We start from the raw sequence: 20,122 nt of genomic DNA, 5'->3' as shown, positions 1-20,122 counted from the left end.
ATTGCTTTCTTCCCGTACGTTTCTCTTCGATCCGACGATGACAGGGGTGTGTCGGTCACGCAGCGGGATTCACCGAATCGCGATAAAGTGCGAATCCTGTTGCGCCTGTCACGCCCGATCACCTTGATACACAAGGCCTCGCGGGCCTGCGCGCGAGGCCATCGGCCGTTGCAAAACCACGACAGCGAACCCGGATTGCCGCTCAAGCTCATGACCCTCATGAACCGTTTTCTTGCCACCCTGCTGTTCAGCGCGGCCGCCGCGCTGCCGCTGCCCGCGCTGGCCGTTGCGCTCGACGCGCCGCTCGCCTGCAACGAAAGCGGCCATCAGTTCATTGCCGATCTGATCGGGCAGCAACTGATCAACCCGAAGCCGACGCATGTCGAAAGCAATTCGATCAACGCGTTTTCGCCGGTACCCCATGCCGATCTGACCGCGTTCGGCTTTCGCGTCTTCGCGGTGGTGGGATTCGAAAAGGACGATCCGATATTCCGTACCGGCGACGGCGAACCGCTTGCGCAGTCGGCGTATGGCGCGGTCGTGTTCGCCAGCGAAGACAAGGTGAAAAGCGCACTGGCGGATGCCGGCAGCACGGCGATCGTGCACCACGTCGCGCCGTTCATCACCGCGATTTTCTGCAAGCGGAACTGACAGGTGGTCTAGTTCGGCCGGCGAAAGCCGTTTTCGACCCACGCCGCGGCGCTCGCCTTGTTGAGCTTGAAGTTGGGCGCGACCTGCACTTGCGCGAGCTGCTCGCCGAAGGGATCGAGCGCGCTCAGCAAGGCATACGGCTCGTCTTCGTCGGGAACGATGTCGAGCGTGATGTCGAGTTCGTCGTTGCCGTCCGCGCTCGGCACGCGCACCGCCTTATGCAGTTGCGCGCGCAATTGCTGTTCATGACGGCGCAGCACTTCCGAGGCGGTTTTCACGAGCGTGTTGAACGCCGAAACGTCGAGCGGCTTCGGGTCCTTCTTGTTGCGGCCCATCGTCCAGGGTCCGACGAGCGCGGGCTCCGCTTCGCCGTCCTTGATCATTTCGACGGCCCAGCCTTCGTCGTCTTCATTCTTGATGATGCGCGCAGTCCAGCCGTTGTCGCGCCACAGACGCTCTTCGTGCACGCTGTCGTCGAGCCCGGACGAATCTTCCACGCGGGCATCGGCATTCGGATCGGCATCCGCATCGGACGAGGAAAGGGGCGTGTCGGTCATTACAGGTTACTCACGTTCGCGGGGGCGAAAAACATATCGAACCCGCGATTCTACCCGCCCCGCCCACGCCGCCCCGCCGACTCTGACGAACGGACAAGCCCTGCCGCGCCGCGCGCCGACCGGAATAACGTATTCCGGTCGGCGCGCGGCAATGTATAAACCGGATTTAAAAATCCATAAAAAAACGCGACCCGAAGGCCGCGTGTAAAAATGAAAAAGACACCCTTGGTCATAGGGGTCTTTCACGATTATAAGTGGCCGGCTCTGACGATTTAACGTCACCACCGGAAGACTGCATTGCAAAAAACAGTGCGAATCGCCCGTCATGAAGTCGGTGCGCGGCGCGCTCCAGTCTGCCTGACAGGCCGTAAGCCGTCGCTGCCGGACAACGTCAAGTGGCTTGACAAGCCCTCTGCCCATTAATTGCAAAGATTATTTTTCTTTTGCCAGCCTGTACTTAGGCGATCAATTCTCACTATCTCTAATTTGAGAATTAATTGTTGTAGTACGCGGAATTAAATATCCGCATAACGGCAATTACACTTCGTCACGAATCGCCAGTCAGCGCACTGGAATCCGATTGTCCATGCCCTATCCCGGAGTGATCCCTAGATGAAAAGAACCCTCATTGCCGCAGGTCTGGTCGGCACCTTCGCCGTCACCGCACACGCACAAAGCAGCGTCACGATATATGGCTCGCTCGACGCGGGCCTCGTCTACTCGAACAACCAGGGCGGCCACACCAACTGGCAGCAAGGCAGCAGCTCGCTGTCGAACACGTACTTCGGCCTGCGCGGCAGCGAAGACCTCGGCGGCGGTCTGCACGCGATCTTCACGTTGGAAAACGGCTTCAACCTGAACAACGGGCGGAACGCAGAGAACGGCACGATGTTCAATCGCCAGGCGTTCGTCGGCCTGAAGAGCGACCAGTTCGGCACGTTGACGCTCGGCCGTCAGTACGATTCGGTGAGCGACTATCTGGCGCCGCTGTCCGAAGCGGGCGCGGGCTTCGGCAACAATCTCGCGGCCCACCCGTTCGACAACGACAATCTCGCCAGCTCGTTCTCGATCAAGAATGCTGTGAAGTACACGAGCGCGAACTATGCGGGCCTGAAGTTCGGCGGCCTGTACGGCTTCAGCAATGCAGCCGGCGAATTCGCGAACAATCGCGCATGGAGCGCGGGCGCTTCGTACGATAACGGCCCGCTCAGCTTCGCAGCCGCCTATCTGCAACTGAACAACTCGGGCAGCGCGAACCTGAACGGCGCCGTGTCGCAAGGCGACGGCACCGCGGCAGTCGCGGCCGAACTGCAACGCACGTTCGGCGCGGGCATCAACTATACGTACGGCCCGGCCACCGCGGGCTTTGTCTATACGCATACGCAACTCGACGGCATCACCGGCGTGAACGTCGGCGGCGCGACGCTGCCGGGCATCGCGGGCACCAACCTGCATCTGGACAACTACGAAGTGAACGGCCGTTACTCGCTGACGCCGGCACTGAGCCTCGCGGCTTCGTACACGTTCACCGACGGCAAGATGACGGGCTCGAACGGCTCGGGCGATCCGAAGTGGCACACGGTCTCGCTGCAAGGCGACTACTCGCTGAGCCGCCGCACCGACGTGTATGTCGAAGGCGTGTATCAGCATGCGTCGGGCGAACTCGGCAACTTCGGCACGAACGTCGCGTCGATCAACACGCTCGCGCCGTCGTCGACGGGCAATCAGGTTGCGGCGGCCGTCGGTCTGCGTCACCGCTTCTAATCAACGCCTCCAGGCAGCACAGCTTGCAGGTACCGCTTCCGGGCCGTGCGCCTCGCGGTGACTGCGGCTTCGCTTGCCATCTTCCACGCAGTACGCGCGGCGCGGGTTCATCCACCCGAGCCGCGCTTCGGCCCGCGCGCGATACGATCGCGCCGCGGGTTTTTTCATGGGCCTTACGATCCGCCGTCGTTGCGCTGAACACGCTCATGCGCGCATCGACAAACGAACGCGCATAGTGACGCTGCCCGCGTGCGGTGGGTATACTGCCCCGGCCACGATACACCGCCGCGCCGCCGTGACGGTGTATCGCGGCTTCGTCGCGAAGCATTGCATTGCGCGTCGCCGCAGCGCGCTTCGCCCGCGCCTCATCTTCCCATGCACGACCGGGAACGCCGACGATCGGATCATGAAAAGACTTCTTCTGCTTGCCCCCGCTGTTGCCATCACCGCCACTCTCGCCGCCTGCGGCTCGTCGAGCGGTCCCGCGCGCGATGCGTCCGCGCCGCTCGTCTATGTGTCGTCGCCACGCACGGCTACATCCATCGCCACCTGCCTGCAGGATCGTCTGTCACGCGTGCGCACCTCGCAGGCGGGCGACTCCACCGAACTCGCGGTCGGCGCGGATTCGAACAACTCCTACTTCATTACGCTGACGCCGCTCAACGGCAATACTGTCATCAAGGTGATGCGTCCCGCGAATGCGCCGAACGATCCGCCCGAAGAGGAACTGCGCTTCGACATCGCGCGCTGCGCGACCTGAGGTTTGCATCGATCGCTCATGCCGTCAGCGTTATAAGCGGCGTGAACGCGAGGCCGATGCGCGAATTTTTATCTCGCGCATCGGCTATTTTTTTATGCGCTCATCTGCGAACATAGCCGCCCTGTGTTTTTTAGCGCGGCGCTCGTGTCGCGAGTTTCGATGGCATCCAGCAAGGCACATCATGCAACCGGTTTTGCGGCGGGCGTCATCGCGGCGGCGATCGTCGCGCGCGGCAGCGGCGGCCTGCTTCATCCGGGCGTGCTGCTGAGTTTTATCGCCGGCGTGGCCGGCGGCACCGCGCCGGACTGGCTCGAAGTCGCATGGTGGTCGCGCGCGCGGCGTCTGTGGATCACGCATCGCACGCTCACGCATTGGGGCCTCGCATGGCTCGCGTTGCTCGTGCTGTCGTACCGCTCGCTCGGGCATTCGCTCTATGCCGCGCCGGCGTTCGGTTTCGCGTGTGGCGGGCTCATGCATCTGCTCGCCGACTGGCCGAATCCGCTCGGCGTACCGTGGATCGCCGGACGGCATTCGTTGAATCTATGGAATAGCGGGCACTGCGATCTGATCGTGGTGGCGGCGTCGTGGGCCGCAGCGTGGTTGATCGGCGATCATGTGCTGCTGCATGGCGCGCATGGGCTGCCGTGGCTGCGGCATTGGCGGGTGGGGTGAGCGGGTCGCTACAGGCCGCTCACGCGGGGCTCATGCGGAAGTCATGCCCCGTGCTGCACATGCGCACGCGCGCGATCGTGCATCGGCACTCGCCGTTCTTCGCACTCTGCACGGCACGCGCGCCGCGAGTCGCGCAAACTTCGCGCCCCACCGCGCGCACCCCACCTCGCACGCGTCACTGCCGCCCTTCGTCACCGCGCTCGCCTTCGCGCACCTTGCCTTGCGACACGCTGCTGCCCGGCGGCACGCTATGCGTCAGCCACACGTTGCCGCCAATCACCGAGCCGCGCCCGATCGTCACGCGTCCGAGGATCGTCGCGCCCGCGTAGATCACGACGTCGTCCTCGACGATCGGATGCCGCGCGTTGCCCTTGACCAGCGCGCCGCTCTCATCGGCGGCGAAGCTCTTCGCGCCGAGCGTCACCGCCTGATACACGCGCACGCGCTCGCCGATGATCGCGGTCTCGCCGATCACGACGCCCGTGCCGTGGTCGATAAAGAAGCTCGGCCCGATCGTCGCGCCCGGATGAATATCGATGCCGGTGGCCGAGTGCGCGATCTCGTTGATAAAGCGCGCGAGCAGCGGCACACCGAGCCGATGCAGCGCATGCGCGAGGCGGTGATGCGTCATCGCCCATACGCCCGGATAGCAGAGCAGGATCTCGGTGATGTGCTGTGCGGCGGGGTCACCGGTAAAAGCTGCCTGAATGTCGCTGACGAGCAGTGCACGAATGCCCGGTAATTGCGTTGCGAATTCGCGCGCCACGGCGAATGCGCGCTCCTGCAACTCGGCGTCCGGCGTCTCGCCGAACTCGGGCAGAAAGCGCAGCGCGCGGCGAATCTGCGCGGCAAGCAAACGCAAGGTGCTTTCGAGCGTATGGCCGACGTAGTAGTCGACGGTTTCGTCGGTCAGATCGGGCGCGCCGTAATGCGTGGGAAACAGCGCCGCGCGCAGGCCGGCCACGATATTGACGATCGCGTCGCGCGACGGCAGTTCGCGAATGCCGAGCGGATGCCGCGTGCGATGCAATTGTTCGCGCGAGGCGCGCAGGTCGGCGACGATCTGTTCGAGACCCCAGTTCTGGGTGGGCACGTTGGACATAAAGACAGCGCCGTGCGGCAAGCACGGTTCGAAGTGGTTATCCGCAAAGATTACCGCGTTTTAACGCGGCCCGCGCGATACGGCTTGCACAGCGCGGTCGCGCCATTCAGATCGTCATGCTGCTCGCGTCGATCCAGCGCACCGCCCAGTCGCGGGCATGCGCGATGGCGCCGGCTTCGTCGGGGAAGCGGAGTTCGATGGGAAAGAAACGGTTGGCGACCAGTTCGCCGTCGCTCGAGCGCGAGATCACCACATACGGTTGCCAGCTTCCGTCGCCCGTGCGTGCCGGTTCGCAATTCAACAGATAGCCGCGATGTGTAAATGCAGCATCGAAGTGCATGTGTCACCCGCCCATGACAGCCCCGTAACATGTATGTATTCAGTCGCGCGGCCATTTTGTTGTTAGTTATTTCCGGCCATGCTGGAACAGCCGGAACGCGGCGTCAGTGCCACCGTACACGGCACGCCGGAGTACGATCATACTCTGTAGAAAATAGGCGTTCATTAAAAAAATCGAAAAGAATCACGGACGCCATCGCCATTCGATCGCGCGAGACAACCTCCGTCGCATGAAAGTACAGGGCATGCGCATCGCGAGTTCAGCGCCGAGGCGCCGTGTCACCCGGAACGGCTTTTGCTGCTTTCCACCCTATCCTCTGCAGGAGAATGCACGATGAACAGCGCGATCACCAGGCCGGAAAACGCCGGCACGAAACCCGCTGTGAAGGACCCGAAATCGACGGATCTGCACAACGAGCGCACGCACGACAGCACCGTCGACACCGACGGCAAGAACCTCGAAGCCGCGCGCATCGCGGGCCACAGTCCGATCTCGCCGGACGAGATCATCACGAGCAATGCGACGCTCGCGAACAGCGTGCCCGAGGCGCTCGACGGCATGGCCGGCTTCGACAGCCGGCCCGGCGGCAATCATCTGCTGCTTGCGCTCGAACCGGGCTATGCGGTCATCGACAAGGGCATGACCGCACCGCAGGGCGCCTATTCGGCGGACCATCAATACGATGATCCACGCCCCGTCGGGCAACGTCAGGAGCGTGGCCGCATTCATTACGCGCTCAATCATTTGCGGCCCACGCGCGTGATCGAATTACACCGGCTGAAATAAGCGACGAGCCCGTATTGCAACACGGGCTCGCGTTTGAATTGCCGCGTTTATTCCGCTTAATCAATCAACAGGCAAGCACGCGGCGTTTCAATATCTCGCGCCCTGGCGTTTCGCGTGCGGAGGCGGCGCAGGTATCGCGTGGCCTATCCGTGGCGTATCCGTGGCATATCGACACGCGCCTCAGTGAATCTCCGGCTCGCCCGCGCGGCCCTCGCCGGTGGCACCGGCCGCGGGGTCCTGCGCGCCGCCGCGTTGCAGAAAATCGAAGTCGCAGCCGCGGTCGGCCTGCAACACATGGGTCTGATGCAGCGCGCCGTAGCCACGCGCGAAACGCGGCTCGGGCTTGACCCACGCGGCCTTGCGGCGCGCGAGTTCGTCGTCGGACACGAGCACGTCGAGCTTGCGCCGCGGCACGTCGAGTTCGATCAGATCGCCGCTCTGCACGAGCGCGAGCGGCCCGCCGACGAACGACTCCGGCGCCACGTGCAGCACGCACGCGCCATAGCTCGTGCCGCTCATGCGCGCGTCCGAAATACGCACCATGTCGCGCACGCCCTTTTGCAACAGCTTGCGCGGAATCGGCAACTGGCCCCACTCGGGCATGCCCGCGCCGACCGGTCCCGCATGCTGCAACACGATCACGCAGGTCTCGTCGATATCGAGCGCATCGTCGTCGATGCGCGCGGCCATGTCGTTGTAGTCGCTGAACACGACCGCGCGCCCGGTATGCACGAGCAGATGCGGCTCGGCCGCGCCCGGCTTGATGACGGCGCCGTCGGGCGCGAGATTGCCGCGCAGCACCGCGAGACTGCTGTCCCGCAGCAGCGGATTGGCGCGGCGGCGAATCACGTCGTCGTTGAAAATGCGTGCGTCGGCGAGGTTCTCGCCGAGCGTGCGGCCGTTCACCGTTTTCTGCGAGCCATCGATCAGTTCGCCGAGTTCCGCAAGCAACGCGCGCAAACCGCCCGCATAGAAAAAGTCTTCCATCAGATAGGCGCCGGTCGGCCGGATATTCGCGAGCACCGGCGTGCGGCGCGCGATCTCGTCGAAGCGATCGAGCGTCAACCCGATACCCGCGCGCCGCGCCACCGCGATCATATGGACCACCGCATTGGTCGAGCCGGACAGCGCGACGCAGGTGGTCACCGCGTTATCGATCGAGCCGGCCGTGAGCAGGTCCGAGGGCTTCAGGTCCTCCCACACCATCTCGACAATGCGCATGCCGGTATGCGCGGCCATTTGCGCGTGACGCGAATCGGGCGCCGGAATCGAGGCGAAGCCGGGCAGCGTGAAGCCGAGCGCTTCGGCCGCGCTCGTCATCGTCGATGCAGTGCCCATCGTCATGCAGTGGCCCGGCGAGCGCGCAATGCCGCCTTCGACGCCCTGCCAGTCCTCCGGCGTGATCGTGCCCGCGCGCAGCTCGGCCCAGTATTTCCAGGAGTCGGAGCCCGAGCCGAGCGTCACGCCGTTCCAGCTGCCGCGCAGCATCGGGCCGGCGGGAAGAAAGATCGCGGGCAGGTCCATCGAGATCGCGCCCATCAGCAGCGCGGGCGTGGTCTTGTCGCAGCCGCCCATCAGCACGACGCCGTCGACGGGATATGAGCGCAGCGTCTCCTCGGCTTCCATCGCGAGGAAGTTGCGGTACAGCATCGTGGTGGGCTTCTGGAACGGCTCGGAGAGCGTCTGCACCGGCAGCTCCATCGGAAAGCCGCCGGCCTGCCAGATGCCGCGCTTCACTTCCTCGACGCGCTGTCTGAAATGCGTATGGCACGCGTTGATCTCGCTCCACGTATTGAGAATCGCGATGACCGGTTTGCCCGCGTATTCGTCGCGGTTGTAGCCCATCTGCGCGGTGCGCGAGCGATGTCCGAACGAGCGCAGATCGTTCACGCCATACCAGCGATGGCTGCGCAACTCCTCGGGGGATTTTCTTTTCGTCAACGTCTGCTCCAGGATTTCGTCATGCCTCGGTGTCTCAGCCTTGGCGCCGCGCTTTCCGCGCTTTCCACGCTTCCCTCTTTTGCCGCTCGTCCGCTACGCGCGAAACGCCTGCATCGGGCTCGCGAATTGCCGCGCGCTCAACCGCCGCGAACGCCCTGCGTATTCACATACAGCGAGTACAAGCCGTGGCTCGCCGCCATGAAGAGGCGATTGCGATGCCGCCCGCCGAAGCATACGTTCGCGCAGCGCTCCGGTAACGCGATATGGCCGAGCGGCTCGCCTTGCGCGGTGAACACGCGCACGCCGTCGAGTTCGTCGTTGCCCATGCCCCAACCGCACCACAGGTTGCCGTGCACGTCGACGCGAAAACCATCGGGCGTACCCGGACCCGCGTCGATCAACACGCGATTGTTCGACAGCGCCGCGCCCTTGCCGCTCGCGTCGACGTCGAACGCGCGGATCTTGCGCGGCTCGCCGCGCGATTCGACCACGTACAGCAGCGACTCGTCCGGCGAAAACGCGAGGCCGTTCGGGCCGAGCACGTCGTCGGCGACGACCGACACTTCGCCGGACTGGCCGTCGATCCGATACACGCACGCGGGCAACTCCGAGGCCTGCTTTTCGCCTTCGTAGAAGCTGTCGATGCCGAAGGTCGGATCGGTGAACCAGATCGAGCCATCGGACTTCACGACCACGTCGTTCGGCGAATTGAGACGCTTGCTCTGATAGCGGTCGGCGAGCACGGTGATCGAGCCGTCGTATTCGGTACGCGTGACGCGCCGCGTCAGATGCTCGCAACTGACGAGACGCCCCTCGCGGTCGCGCGTATGGCCGTTCGCGTTATTCGACGATTGCCGGAACGTGCTGACGGCGCCGGTCGTTTCGTCCCAGCGCAGGATGCGGTCGTTGGGGATGTCGCTCCACAGCAGATAGCGGCCGTCGCCGAACCATACGGGCCCTTCCGACCAGCGCGCGCCCTGATACAGACACTCGACCGACGCCGCCGTGACAATCAGCGACTTGAAGCGCGGGTCGAACACGCGGATGGAAGCATCGGGATAGCGGCGGCTGTTGTCGGTCATGCGGATACCTGAGTGTGAGAAAGATTCGGGTGGGTGTGCGCGAATTCGCGCTCGCGCGCAAGCAGCATGTGCGCGGCCTGCGCGATCTTCGCATGATGCCCGGGCGGCGTCGAACTGAGCAGCGGCAGAAGCGGCCCCATGTTCGCGATGCCCGACAACGTGACCGCGTCGTGCAGCACGCGGATCAACGAGATTTCATCGCGCAGCGTTTCGAGCGGCAGAAACGCGTCGTACAGAGGTTGCACGGGGTCGCCGCCGTTGCTGCGTTCATTGCTTCGCTCGTTGCTTCGTTCGTTATTCCGCTCGCTGCTTCGCTCATGACGTCGCTCGTTGCTCCGTTCGTTGCCACACTCATGACGCGCCGCCTGTAGCAGCGCCATCACCATGCGCGGCGCGATGCAGCCGGAACCGGTGGTCCATGCGGCAAGGCCGAACTCGCGCAGATGCACGAGCGCCGGCCGCTCGCCCATGCCCGAGATGATCTTCGCGGCCGGCACGCTGCGCAGCAGCCTTTGCAGATAAGGATCGTGCGCGGGATCGTCGCGCACGATCGCGTATTTGATGGCGCACAGCGTACCGCGCTCGACGAGCCGCGCGAGCGCGTCGACGTCCACGTAGTTTTCGCTCTTGATGTAGACCGTGAGCGGCATGGCCGCCGTGTCCGCGATCCGCGCGAGTCCCGTCTCGACGCCCTCGGCGGTCGTGAAGCCGCCAGGCGGCAGCACCATTGCGGTCCGGTAGCGCGTTTGCGCGAGAATGCGCGCCTGATCGAGCATCTTGCCGTAGTCGGGGCCGATCGCCGGGATCACGCGCGTAGCGGGGCTCGCGGCATCGGTGAGCAGGTCCAGCAGCTCACGGTATTCGCTGACGGCGGTGTGATAGAGATTCGCGTTGCCGCCGTACAGCAGCGTACGCACACCGCCGGCCTCGATATGGCGGATCAGCGCGAGATTCTGTTCGGGGTCGAGCGTGTAGTCGGCGCGGCGCGCGAGCGGCGGCACGGCCATCACCGACGCGGCGAACTCGCTGTCATGGAGCGGAGCTTCGTTCATGATCGTTCACGCAGGCAGGCGGGACGGGGGATTCGACGGTAGCACCGGCATCGCGACGATGTCAAACAACCTGGTCCGCCGGAAGCAAGGCCGGTCTCCCGTCCGAGCCATGTCAACGGCAAGGTGCGAATTGTCCATTTCGTATGACAATAGCGCCTGCGCGACGCCTCGCGCGTCATCGCGGCTCTTTTTCGGGACAGCAGCAACCCTGCCGAATTAAGCCGCCTCCCGAATAAGCTGGATAATTGCGATTAATCAAAAGGAAGCCGCAATAATTTTGTCAATAACACGCATTAAATTTCTTTATTTTTCGTAATGAGCATTTTCAATAGACTATGAACCCGGCATGGTCTAAAAATTTAATACGCATGTTTTTTCGCGACACTACGGGCACTGTCCGTCTCATGGCTGTGGTTCCGTCGCGTCGAGAATTCACCTTTTAGTGTTAGATTATGTGGATAAAACAGGTGGACGCGGAATACCGGCCCGCCGTTAACCGCAAATAGGTTGTTTGCGAGCCTGAGAGAGTCAAAATTGACGCTACATTTTATCGAGCAAATGGCTCCGCTACTGGACGCCGCCGACGAGGCGGAATGGTTCGGCGCGATCGCGGGCCTTGCCGAGACGTGGGGCTTCGACAGGATTCTGATCGCCATGCTGCCGCGCCCCACCATGCGTCTGGAAGATGCCTACCTGCGCAGCACCTACGCGCCCGCGTGGCGGCAGACGTATGACGATACGGGAATGGTTCATATCGACCCGACGGTCGCGCATTGCCTGTCGCGCGTCGCGCCGCTGATCTGGACGCCGGACCTTTTCTCGACCACGGCGCAGCAGGCGCTTTACGAGGAAGCTCGCTCGTACGGCCTGCGCTCCGGTGTGTCGCTGCCGATTCATGGGCCGAACCAGGAAGCCGGCATGATGTGCTTCGTCAACGACAGCAATCCATCCGAGGAATTCCGGCGCGATCTCAACGCCGTGCTGCCGAACCTGGTGTTATTGCGCGATCTCGTGATCGACACGAGTCAGCGGCATCTGAATACGCATGCCCAGACGTTGCTGCCCAAGCTCACGCCGCGCGAGCGCGAATGCCTGAAATGGACCGCGCGCGGCAAATCCACCTGGGAGATATCCCACATCCTGAACTGTTCGGAAGCCGTGGTGAACTTCCACATGAAGAACATCAGGACGAAATTCGGTGTGAATTCGCGGCGCGCGGCGGCCGTGATTGCGGCGCAGCTCGGGCTTATTGACCCGGGTTGAGCAACGCGGCGGCGTCGCGGCTGTACATCACGCGTTCGGCGCGGCCGAGGTCGGCGTCGGACACCGTCTTCATGAAATACAGGCCCAGCAGAATCGACACCGGTGCCGGAATCTCCGCGCCCGACTCGAAGCGGCTGCCGCGCGACTGCGTGACGCCGAAACGAGCCCAGAAACGGCGCTGGCTTTCCTTTTTCTTCTTGCGATAGGCAATGATCAGCACGCGATCCACTGCCGAGGAAACGTCCGCCGAGCGCGGCTGGAGATGGGTTTGCGGTTGCCAGTGACTATCGAGGAGTTCCATTTTTGAGCCTTGTAGGTTGAGTGTGGATACGTGTCCGAATTCTGCGTGACCCGATAAGCATCCACACCTATCCAGGTAGGTAGGTGGCAGAACGACCCAAAATGCATAAGTTTTCCTGCGTACTGGTAACCCCCAACACGTTCAGGAGAACGTCATGCAGACAACGATCCGGATTGGAATGCGGCAGGAATTCGACAACGAGGTCATCAACGAGATGTACCGCCTGCGGGCCCGGGTATTTCACGGCCGGCTAGGCTGGGAAATCCCGACCATCGCCGGCATGGAGATCGACGGCTACGATGCGCTCGGGCCGCACTATATGCTGATTCAGGGAGAAAACGAACAGTTGCGCGGCTGTTGGCGGCTGATGCCGACCGAAGGGCCCAATATGCTGAAGGACACCTTCCCGCAGCTGCTGCACGGCGCGGCCGCGCCGGTCGGCCGGCATATATGGGAATTGAGCCGCTGGGCGATCGAAACCGGCGGCGAGGAACAGTCGTTCGGCTTCACGGACATGACGATCCGCGCGATCCAGGAAGTCATGCGCTTCGCGCAGCGCATGGGCATCTCACGTTACGTCACTGTGACAACCACACCGATCGAACGGATGTTGCGCCGCGCCGGCCTCGACATCAGCCGGCTCGGCGAGCCGATGCAGATCGGCGTCGAGCGTGCCGTGGCACTCAACGTTACAGTGAGCGAAAAGACCCTTACCGCATTGTTCGGACCGGTCGCGGCGGCAGCCTGATCGCCGGCTGAAGCGAATTCGAGCGCGGCCCGGTTTATGGACACCGTTTGACGGTCACGGTTTGCAGCCCTGATCGCCGTCTGATCGACGGCTCCGACTCTCCGCCCGATTCCAAGCCCGACTCTCGATCCGACTCCAAGCCCGGTTTGTGGCACCGATTCGCAGCCTGACAACAACCCGGCTGTGGCTTGACCACCGCGACACCCAATCCGGCGGCATGCGCGCCGACTCAGGAACCGAACATCCGTTCGAGAGCGTTCTCGAGATGCGCGCGCATCGCCGCCTCGGCGGCAGCCGCGTCCCTGCGGCGAATCGCATCGAGCACGGCCATATGCTCGGCCTGCACGAGCCGCTGCCGCTCCACCGTTTTCACGAGCGACAGATTGCGCGACAGGTTCATGCTGAACACGATCTGCTCCTCGATAAACGACATGACCGTGATGAAAAACGGGTTCTTCGAGGCGCGCGCGACCGCCACATGAAACATGAAGTCGTCCTTCGCGCCGATCCCCTGGGCTTCGATGATGCGCTCCAGTTCGTCCCACGCCTGCTCGATCGCCGCGATGTCCTCGGCATCGGCCTTCAGCGCGGCCTGCGCGGCCGCGCCCGCCTCGGTCACGATGCGGAATTCGTAGCAGCGGCGGATATCGGACAGCGTTTCGAGCGGCGCGAAGCGGCGCACGTCCGGATCGGGCCGCCGCGCGACGGTCGTGCCCGAGCCATGCCGCGTCGTAATGATGCCGTCCGCCCGCAGCCGCGCCAGCGCCTCGCGCACCGTCGGCCGCGAGGTCGCGAAACGCTCGGCGAGCGCATGCTCGGTCGGCAATCTCTCGCCTTCCTTGTACTCGCCTTCGAGAATGCGATTGAGAATGTCGCCGTAAATCTGGTCGGGCAAGCCCCTGGTTTTACGATCGTTCATCAGCGGACTGGGCTACTTGTCTGAATATGGTCTGATTGTAAGGCCAACCCTGTGACGACTTGAGAAAACTTATGCGCCCTGTATTTTCCCGGGGATCGCCCGCGCTTGCCGCCGCAACGCTCGTCGCACAGCGACTGAGCCGCGAAATTTGGCAAATGTTTGATTTACATCCTGGTCGAGTGCATCTTTTCCGGCAATCATCTAAGCTTCGTTGGTATAAAAGACCGAGGAGCCCGGCCGCTGCAACGTTTGTTGCATAGCGGTTGCGGCAAATGCATTTCTCAGAAGCGGAGTCGATATGTACACACGCATTCTCGTCGCGGTCGACGGCAGCAATACCTCGCGCCGTGCGTTCGAAGCAGCGCTCGATCTGGCCAAATCCAATGGCGCGGTTTTGCGGCCGTTCTATGTCGTCGAAAACACGCCGATGTATTTCGAGGCGCCCGGCTACGATCCGTCCATTCTGCGCAACCGGCTGATCGAGGAAGGCCAGGAGCTTCGCGCGGAATTCTCGAAGGCCATGGCCGACCAGGGCGTGCGAGGCGAGCCGGCGGTTTCCGAGGCGTCATCGCTCGGCGATGTGTCGGATATCGTGCTGAAGGCCGCGGAAGAATTCGGCGCCGATCTGCTCGTGATGGGCACGCATGGCCGGCGCGGCTTCCAGCGGCTGATTCTCGGCAGCGTCGCCGAGCGCTGCGTGCGTCAGGCTACGCTGCCGGTGCTGCTGATTCCGTCCGCCGCGGGCACCGGGAAGGAATCCGCCTGAGTTGTTGCAGCATGCGCCGGGCACCGCATACAACGCGATGCCTGGCGGCAACCGGGCCGCCGTGTCTGCCGGCAGAGAACCCACCGGCGCAATCCCCGGCGGCTCATCGTCCCGCTCCGGCGTGAACGCGCAGGCTTCGCAGAATGCCTACCCAGCCCACGCGTCACTTTGCCACCCGGCCCGTGCAAAGACGGATGGGACAATCGATTCACCCTTACGCTTACCGCGCGCAGACCATGCCGACCTCTTCCGCTGCTAGCCGTTCCCTACCCCGCGCCACCGGCACGGCCGATCGCACCACCGGCGCGCCGCCCGCGCGCGGCAGCCGCCGGACCCCGGCCGCACGCACCGCCGCGCGCTGCTCGAGTTGCTCGATGCGGCAGCTCTGCATGCCGCAGGGCTTGTCGCCGGAAGAGCTGTCGAAGCTCGAAACGCTGATCTGCTCGGCGCGTTCCGTGCAGCGCGGCGAAGCGCTCTATCGCAGCGGCGACCACTTCGACAGCATCTACGCGGTGCGCTCGGGCTCGATGAAAACGGTGATGGTTCATCGCGACGGCCGCGAGCAGGTCACGGGCTTGCGCCTTGCCGGCGAAGCGCTCGGGCTCGACGGCATCAGCGCGGACGTGCATGCGTGCAGTGCCGTCGCGCTCGAAGACAGCAGCGTCTGCATCGTGCCGTACAGCGCGCTGAAGCTGCTGTGCCGCGAGATCAGTTCGATGCAGGAACGCATGCACAAGCTGCTCGGCGCGCAGATCGTCAGCGAGGCGGCGCAGATGATGGTGCTCGGCTCGCTGTCCGCCGACGAACGCGTCGCCGCGTTCCTGCTCGACGTATCGCAACGCAATGCGCAGCGCGGCTATTCGTGGGCCGAATTCAATCTGCGCATGACGCGCGAGGACATGGGAAGCTATCTCGGCATGACGCTCGAAACCGTCAGCCGCACCCTGTCAAGATTTCAAAAGCAAGGTCTCATCGACACGCAGGGCAAGCACATTCGCATCGTCGATATCGAAGGACTGCGGCAGGTTTGAGCCGTCTGTCGGCCCGCTCGTGAAAGGGCTTACGGGCCCGTATGCCGTCTTTTTCCAGCGGTATTCCTCGCAGCTTTTCGTGCGCTTTTCGCGCACTTTTCACCTTGGCACGGGCCCTGCGAGCGGATAGAGTTTTTGGACCGTCCCCCGTGGCAAGCCGCTCGCGCGGGACAGGAGTGAGCGCCTTGCGCTAACTCCGCTCGACCGCCTTAGGAGACCCGGCGAATGAATCGCGACCCTGCTCCGCATCACCCGCTCGTGCAACGTCTGATCGACGCGCGTCGAATCACCGACGCCCTCTTTGCCGTCGTCAAACCCGAACACCTCTATGAGCGGCCGATCCGCGAACGTCATCGCATCGTGTTTTATATCGGCCACCTCGAAGCCTTCGATCGCAATCTGTTCGGCCGGCGTCTGTTCGATCTGCCCGCGTTTGCGCCGGAACTCGACCAGCTTTTCGCATTCGGCATCGATCCGGTCGGCGGCGGCTATCCGACCGACGAGCCGGGCGACTGGCCCTCGCTCGATACGGTGCGCGAGTACGCGGTACGCGCGCGGCGGCAAATCGACAACGCGCTCGACAACCTCGGCGACGTGGCTCGCGGCGAGGCAGCAGAGCAGTTGCTCAACGTCGCGATCGAGCATCGTCTGATGCATGCCGAAACGCTCGCGTACATGTTCCATCAGTTGCCGCTCGCGCAGAAGGACACCGCATTGCGTGAGGCCGTGGCGACGCGTCCCGAGCGGCGCGGGGCGTTGTCGTCGATGGTGAGCGTGCCGGCCGGGACCGCCGTGCTCGGCATGACGCGCGAGGCCGGCCGCTTCGGCTGGGACAACGAATTCGGCGCAAGACAGGTCGAGGTGCCCGCGTTCGAGGTCGAACGCCATATGGTGACGAACGGCGCGCTCCTCGGGTTCATCGAGGACGGCGGTTATCGCGAGCCGAAGTGGTGGTCGCCACGTGACTGGGCGTGGCGCGAAGCCGAGCGCATCGACCATCCGGCCGGCTGGTCGCAACGCGCGGCGCGAAGCGACCATGGCGAATGGACGCTGCGCACGATGTTCGACGAGGTGCCGCTGCCGCTCGATTGGCCCGTCTACGTGAGTCACGCCGAAGCGAGCGCCTATGCGCGCTGGGCCGGCAAGACGCTGCCGACCGAAGCGCAATGGCAGCGCGCCGCGCATGGCGCGCCGCTGGCGGCATCGGGCAATTTCGACTTCCGCAGTTGGGACCCGCAACCCGTCGACGCGCATCCGGACAACGTCAGCACGTTCGGCGTCGAAGGTCAGTTCGGCAATGGCTGGGAGTGGACCTCGACGTTATTCGACGCACTGCCCGGCTTCGAAGCGTTTCCGTTCTATCCCGGCTATTCGGCCAACTTCTTCGACGGACAGCATTACGTGCTCAAAGGCGGCTCGGCGCGTACCGCGGCATGCATGCTGCGGCCGGAATTCCGCAACTGGTTTCAGCCGCATTATCAGTATGTTTATGCGGGGTTCCGCTGTGTGAGGGCCTGACGGATTAAGCGATAGTTGACGCAGAAAATCGGCTATCGCTTTATTGATCTGCTGCAGGAATCCTGGACAGAAATGAGTGTTAGTGTTTCGGAGCAATTTTCCCCATGACACGGGAGGTTGGCGACGAAACGCAAACAGTACCCGGTGGAGCAGATCGTGGCGGCGCTCAAGCAGGCTGAGCTGGGCATGCCGGTGGCGGACCTGATCCGACAGCTGGGGATATCCGAGCAGACGTATTAGCGATGAAAAAAGCAGTACGCTGGCCTGGAGTCGAACCAGGTCCGCGTACTCAGGCAGTTCCAGGACGAGAATGCGCGGCTCAAGAAGCTGGTTGCGGAACCCAGTCGAACAGACGCGCTTTACTGAAACCGCAGACGGCCGCCGCGCGATAGGGACGCCCGTCCCCGATGCGAGTGGCCATTGCGAGAACGCCCTGTTGGACGCGATCAGCCGAAAACCGCTCGCCGCCGGAAAGAGCTGCAATCATCTCCCCGGTCTGAGCGGCCACCCACATTTCGTCATCGGTCACTCACTCAACCCCGATACTTGCACATGACAGGCCCAGACTGTCGCATCTGGCGCACACCCCGGGCACCTGCCGTCGCCACCATAGTCCAAGGCGACGCGCTGGCGGACTGCCACAGGTCGAACGAGCGAGCCGCATCGCATGCCGCGGGCATACGGTAACGACACTGACATCCCAAAGAATCGGGCGAAACGCCGCCGGATACGGTCTCTCGCGCAAACATTCGGGACAATGACGCGGCCCATCGGCTGCCATCCCAGCCAGGTCCAGCACTGACACGAGCGCCGCAAGCGAAAGGTAACGGACCGCGGACAGTCCTGTTGCTATCGCCAGAGCCGTTTCGAGCCTTTCCGTACGTCCGCGCACAAACAGGGAAACGGCGGCACTACGATTCCACCAGGAAAAGTGCCTCCATCTCCGGAAATCGTATCCCGAGCATGGCGACGGTTGACGAGATCATCGACGGCAACCGCATGTGCTTTGGCCAGCCGGAACAAATAGCTGACAACCCCTTCGCAATTCCACTGCCCCACGCACATTGGCGGAATCTGGCATAAGACCGATAAGTTATCCATAGCAATCACCAGGGGATTCTACCGTGCAGCTCAGCCCCCCAGGCGATTGCATGGCCTCCAAAAGAGATTCTTGCTTCACTTTTTTACCATGAATCATCCCATCTCAGACGCAATAACATACTATTTGGCTTAGGTTACATATCAATATAAAATAATAATGTCGAAAAATTCGACAATTATGTTCTCCGGATTTCTAAGGCATCCAAGGTGGATGATATTGAAGAGTGCTAGTCAGAGCCCAAAGAAGGAAGATAACAACGGGAAAATGCACTAGCAACTGCGTAAACGTAAAACCGATTACGTCTCTGGCGCGCAATCCTAAGACTCCTAGAAGCGGCAGCATCCAAAAAGGGTTGATGAGGTTGGGAAGCGCTTCAGCGGCGTTATAAACCGTGACTGCCCAACCCAGATGAACCTGCACAGCTTTTGCGGTCTCGATTACATAAGGGGCTTCGATTATCCATTTACCGCCACCTGAGGGGATGAAGAATCCCAATATTGCGGAGTGCAAGCCCATGACTGCTGAGAAGCTGGAGTGAGAAGAAATCGCAACAAAGAAGTGCGCAAGGTGCTCGGACAGTGGTACACCCGACGGGACGGCAGCCTTGGTGAGGATGAATGCTATTCCGCCGTAAAGCGGGAACTGGATAAGGACGCCTGCCGTAGATGGCACAGATTTCGCAATCGCATTAAGGAAGCGTTTGGGCCGCCAATTCAATAGCATCCCAAGCATCAAAAAGACAAAGTTGTAGGTGTTCAGGTTTGAGATCGCGAGTATAGGGTTTTTCGTAGTGAACTCGTGCCATATCCAGACTGCTCCAAGCAGGACGATCATGATTGTAATAACCGGCGAGTGGTCAAGCCGATCTCCAGGTCGAACCGGAGCGCTTAACCGCGTCTCCTGGTCACTAACGTCAACGCCCATATCCACTGCAGTGCGTACCCGATCACCTGTTGGCGCTGAAAAGTATGCGATTAGGACTGAAATTATTGTCAGAACAGCAACCACCAAGAACGACTGTGGAAGAAAAATTGTTTCGGAAAATGGAATAACGCCGGTGATAGCGAGCAGTCCCTTAGGAAGGCTTTCCGGATTCGCCTGTAATTGGGCCGCAGAAGAGCTTAGGCCCAGAGCCCATGTGGCTCCTAGACCCAGGTAAGCAGCAGCACCCGCTGCCCGGTAATCCATGCGCAAATCTTCGCGCCTCGCGAGAACCCGGACCAATAGACCACTAAAGATCAGGCTGATTGCCCAGTTCAGGAGCGATGTGGAGATACTCACGAATGCGACAAATGCAACGGCAGAACGTGGCCCTCTCGGTAAACGAGCCAGTCGATTCATCACTTTCGCTGCCGGAGGAGAAACAGCGACTACGTATCCAGAGATAGCGCCGATGACCATTTGCATGGTGAAAGGAATTAACGTCCAGAAGCCATCACCGAACGCGCGCCCAACCGTTTTAACTGGCGCTCCAATCGCCATCGCTCCAACCGCAACAACAATAACTGCGATCGCAGCAAAGATATACGCATCCGGAAACCATCTTTCTGACCACCGAGTCATAGCCGCGGCGACCCCCTCTAGCATTCCAACCGTGTTCTGCCGGCTATCCCCTGCTAATTCTCTGCCTGATATCTGCTCCATGACTGCCTCCGATCTCCAATTTGATAATCTGATTATGTGAAAACAGCTACGCCGCGCCCTTAAGCCATTCTTCTGATTTTCCCTACAATGGCTAAGGGAAATAGATTGGAATCGTCCATACCA

At 62.2% G+C, this 20,122-nt stretch carries 19 protein-coding genes and 1 pseudogene; 11 read left to right on the top strand and 9 right to left on the bottom strand.

Annotated features, from left to right (window positions below):
* The first annotated feature begins 219 nt into the window (after positions 1–219).
* Positions 220–651, top strand: coding sequence for a hypothetical protein (locus tag GXB81_RS03030; RefSeq protein ID WP_205988338.1), 432 nt, complete (start codon positions 220–222; stop codon positions 649–651).
* Positions 652–659: 8 nt separating this feature from the next.
* On the opposite strand, the gene GXB81_RS03025 is transcribed toward GXB81_RS03030, so the two are convergent.
* A complete protein-coding gene (locus GXB81_RS03025; RefSeq protein WP_205988337.1) occupies positions 660–1,208 on the bottom strand; it encodes a hypothetical protein in 549 nt (182 codons plus the stop codon).
* 612 nt (positions 1,209–1,820) lie between these two features.
* Between GXB81_RS03025 and GXB81_RS03020 the strand changes: the two genes are divergently transcribed.
* From GXB81_RS03020 to GXB81_RS03010, 3 genes are all read left to right on the top strand, one after another.
* A complete protein-coding gene (locus tag GXB81_RS03020; protein WP_167044696.1) occupies positions 1,821–2,972 on the top strand; it encodes a porin in 1,152 nt (383 codons plus the stop codon).
* A 406-nt stretch (positions 2,973–3,378) separates the two neighbouring features.
* Positions 3,379–3,732, top strand: a complete 354-nt coding sequence (locus tag GXB81_RS03015; protein WP_167044699.1) for a hypothetical protein — start codon at positions 3,379–3,381, stop codon at positions 3,730–3,732.
* Between the two features lie 159 nt (positions 3,733–3,891).
* Entirely contained in the window at positions 3,892–4,404 is a 513-nt protein-coding gene (locus GXB81_RS03010) for a metal-dependent hydrolase (RefSeq protein ID WP_167044700.1), read from the top strand.
* Between the two features lie 175 nt (positions 4,405–4,579).
* Here the strand turns inward: GXB81_RS03010 and epsC are convergent, their stop codons facing one another.
* Together epsC and GXB81_RS03000 are read right to left on the bottom strand one after the other, a co-directional pair.
* Positions 4,580–5,506, bottom strand: a complete 927-nt coding sequence (epsC, locus tag GXB81_RS03005) for a serine O-acetyltransferase EpsC (protein WP_167281925.1) — start codon at positions 5,504–5,506, stop codon at positions 4,580–4,582.
* 106 nt (positions 5,507–5,612) lie between these two features.
* The gene (locus tag GXB81_RS03000; protein ID WP_167044705.1) at positions 5,613–5,846 is read right to left on the bottom strand and encodes a hypothetical protein; all 234 of its coding nucleotides are present in this window, start codon (positions 5,844–5,846) and stop codon (positions 5,613–5,615) included.
* 333 nt (positions 5,847–6,179) lie between these two features.
* On the opposite strand from GXB81_RS03000, the gene GXB81_RS02995 reads away from it, so the two are divergent.
* A complete protein-coding gene (locus GXB81_RS02995) occupies positions 6,180–6,632 on the top strand; it encodes a DUF3005 domain-containing protein (protein ID WP_167281923.1) in 453 nt (150 codons plus the stop codon).
* 180 nt (positions 6,633–6,812) lie between these two features.
* On the opposite strand, the gene araD is transcribed toward GXB81_RS02995, so the two are convergent.
* From araD to GXB81_RS02980, 3 genes are all read right to left on the bottom strand, one after another.
* Complete coding sequence (gene araD, locus GXB81_RS02990; RefSeq protein WP_205988336.1) at positions 6,813–8,573, bottom strand: L-arabinonate dehydratase; 1,761 nt, start codon at positions 8,571–8,573, stop codon at positions 6,813–6,815.
* Between the two features lie 137 nt (positions 8,574–8,710).
* The gene (locus GXB81_RS02985) at positions 8,711–9,655 is read right to left on the bottom strand and encodes an SMP-30/gluconolactonase/LRE family protein (protein WP_205988335.1); all 945 of its coding nucleotides are present in this window, start codon (positions 9,653–9,655) and stop codon (positions 8,711–8,713) included.
* On the bottom strand, positions 9,652–10,707 hold the full coding sequence (locus GXB81_RS02980) for a dihydrodipicolinate synthase family protein (protein WP_205988334.1): 1,056 nt from the start codon (positions 10,705–10,707) through the stop codon (positions 9,652–9,654). Before GXB81_RS02980 ends, GXB81_RS02985 begins: the two co-directional genes overlap by 4 nt.
* 558 nt (positions 10,708–11,265) lie before the next feature.
* Between GXB81_RS02980 and GXB81_RS02975 the strand changes: the two genes are divergently transcribed.
* A complete protein-coding gene (locus tag GXB81_RS02975; RefSeq protein ID WP_167044721.1) occupies positions 11,266–11,970 on the top strand; it encodes a LuxR family transcriptional regulator in 705 nt (234 codons plus the stop codon).
* Here GXB81_RS02975 and GXB81_RS02970 read toward each other — a convergent pair.
* The gene (locus GXB81_RS02970) at positions 11,954–12,271 is read right to left on the bottom strand and encodes an XRE family transcriptional regulator (RefSeq protein ID WP_167044723.1); all 318 of its coding nucleotides are present in this window, start codon (positions 12,269–12,271) and stop codon (positions 11,954–11,956) included. The two genes, GXB81_RS02975 and GXB81_RS02970, sit on opposite strands and share 17 nt — an antisense overlap.
* Before the next feature lie 154 nt (positions 12,272–12,425).
* Here GXB81_RS02970 and GXB81_RS02965 point away from each other — a divergent pair, with 154 nt between their 5' ends.
* Entirely contained in the window at positions 12,426–13,019 is a 594-nt protein-coding gene (locus tag GXB81_RS02965) for an acyl-homoserine-lactone synthase (protein ID WP_205988333.1), read from the top strand.
* 229 nt (positions 13,020–13,248) lie between these two features.
* Here the strand turns inward: GXB81_RS02965 and GXB81_RS02960 are convergent, their stop codons facing one another.
* On the bottom strand, positions 13,249–13,938 hold the full coding sequence (locus GXB81_RS02960) for an FCD domain-containing protein (protein WP_167281918.1): 690 nt from the start codon (positions 13,936–13,938) through the stop codon (positions 13,249–13,251).
* A 298-nt stretch (positions 13,939–14,236) separates the two neighbouring features.
* Between GXB81_RS02960 and GXB81_RS02955 the strand changes: the two genes are divergently transcribed.
* From GXB81_RS02955 to GXB81_RS02940, 4 genes and pseudogenes are all read left to right on the top strand, one after another.
* Positions 14,237–14,704: a universal stress protein gene (locus GXB81_RS02955; protein ID WP_167044732.1), complete on the top strand. Its 468-nt coding sequence runs from the start codon at positions 14,237–14,239 to the stop codon at positions 14,702–14,704.
* 236 nt (positions 14,705–14,940) lie between these two features.
* Positions 14,941–15,735: a fumarate/nitrate reduction transcriptional regulator Fnr gene (gene fnr / locus GXB81_RS02950; protein ID WP_167044906.1), complete on the top strand. Its 795-nt coding sequence runs from the start codon at positions 14,941–14,943 to the stop codon at positions 15,733–15,735.
* A 225-nt stretch (positions 15,736–15,960) separates the two neighbouring features.
* A complete protein-coding gene (locus tag GXB81_RS02945; protein WP_205988332.1) occupies positions 15,961–17,253 on the top strand; it encodes an SUMF1/EgtB/PvdO family nonheme iron enzyme in 1,293 nt (430 codons plus the stop codon).
* A gap of 117 nt (positions 17,254–17,370) precedes the next feature.
* Positions 17,371–17,592, top strand: a pseudogene (locus GXB81_RS02940) (transposase); the annotation flags it as partial.
* 955 nt (positions 17,593–18,547) lie between these two features.
* Here GXB81_RS02940 and GXB81_RS02930 read toward each other — a convergent pair.
* Positions 18,548–19,999 (bottom strand): TIGR00366 family protein, encoded by a 1,452-nt coding sequence (locus GXB81_RS02930; protein WP_205988330.1) that lies wholly within the window; start codon positions 19,997–19,999, stop codon positions 18,548–18,550.
* Positions 20,000–20,122: the final 123 nt, after the last annotated feature.

This window comes from Paraburkholderia sp. Ac-20336 (assembly GCF_017105025.1).
Lineage (GTDB): Bacteria > Pseudomonadota > Gammaproteobacteria > Burkholderiales > Burkholderiaceae > Paraburkholderia.
This window is presented reverse-complemented; position numbering and strand designations above follow the sequence as displayed.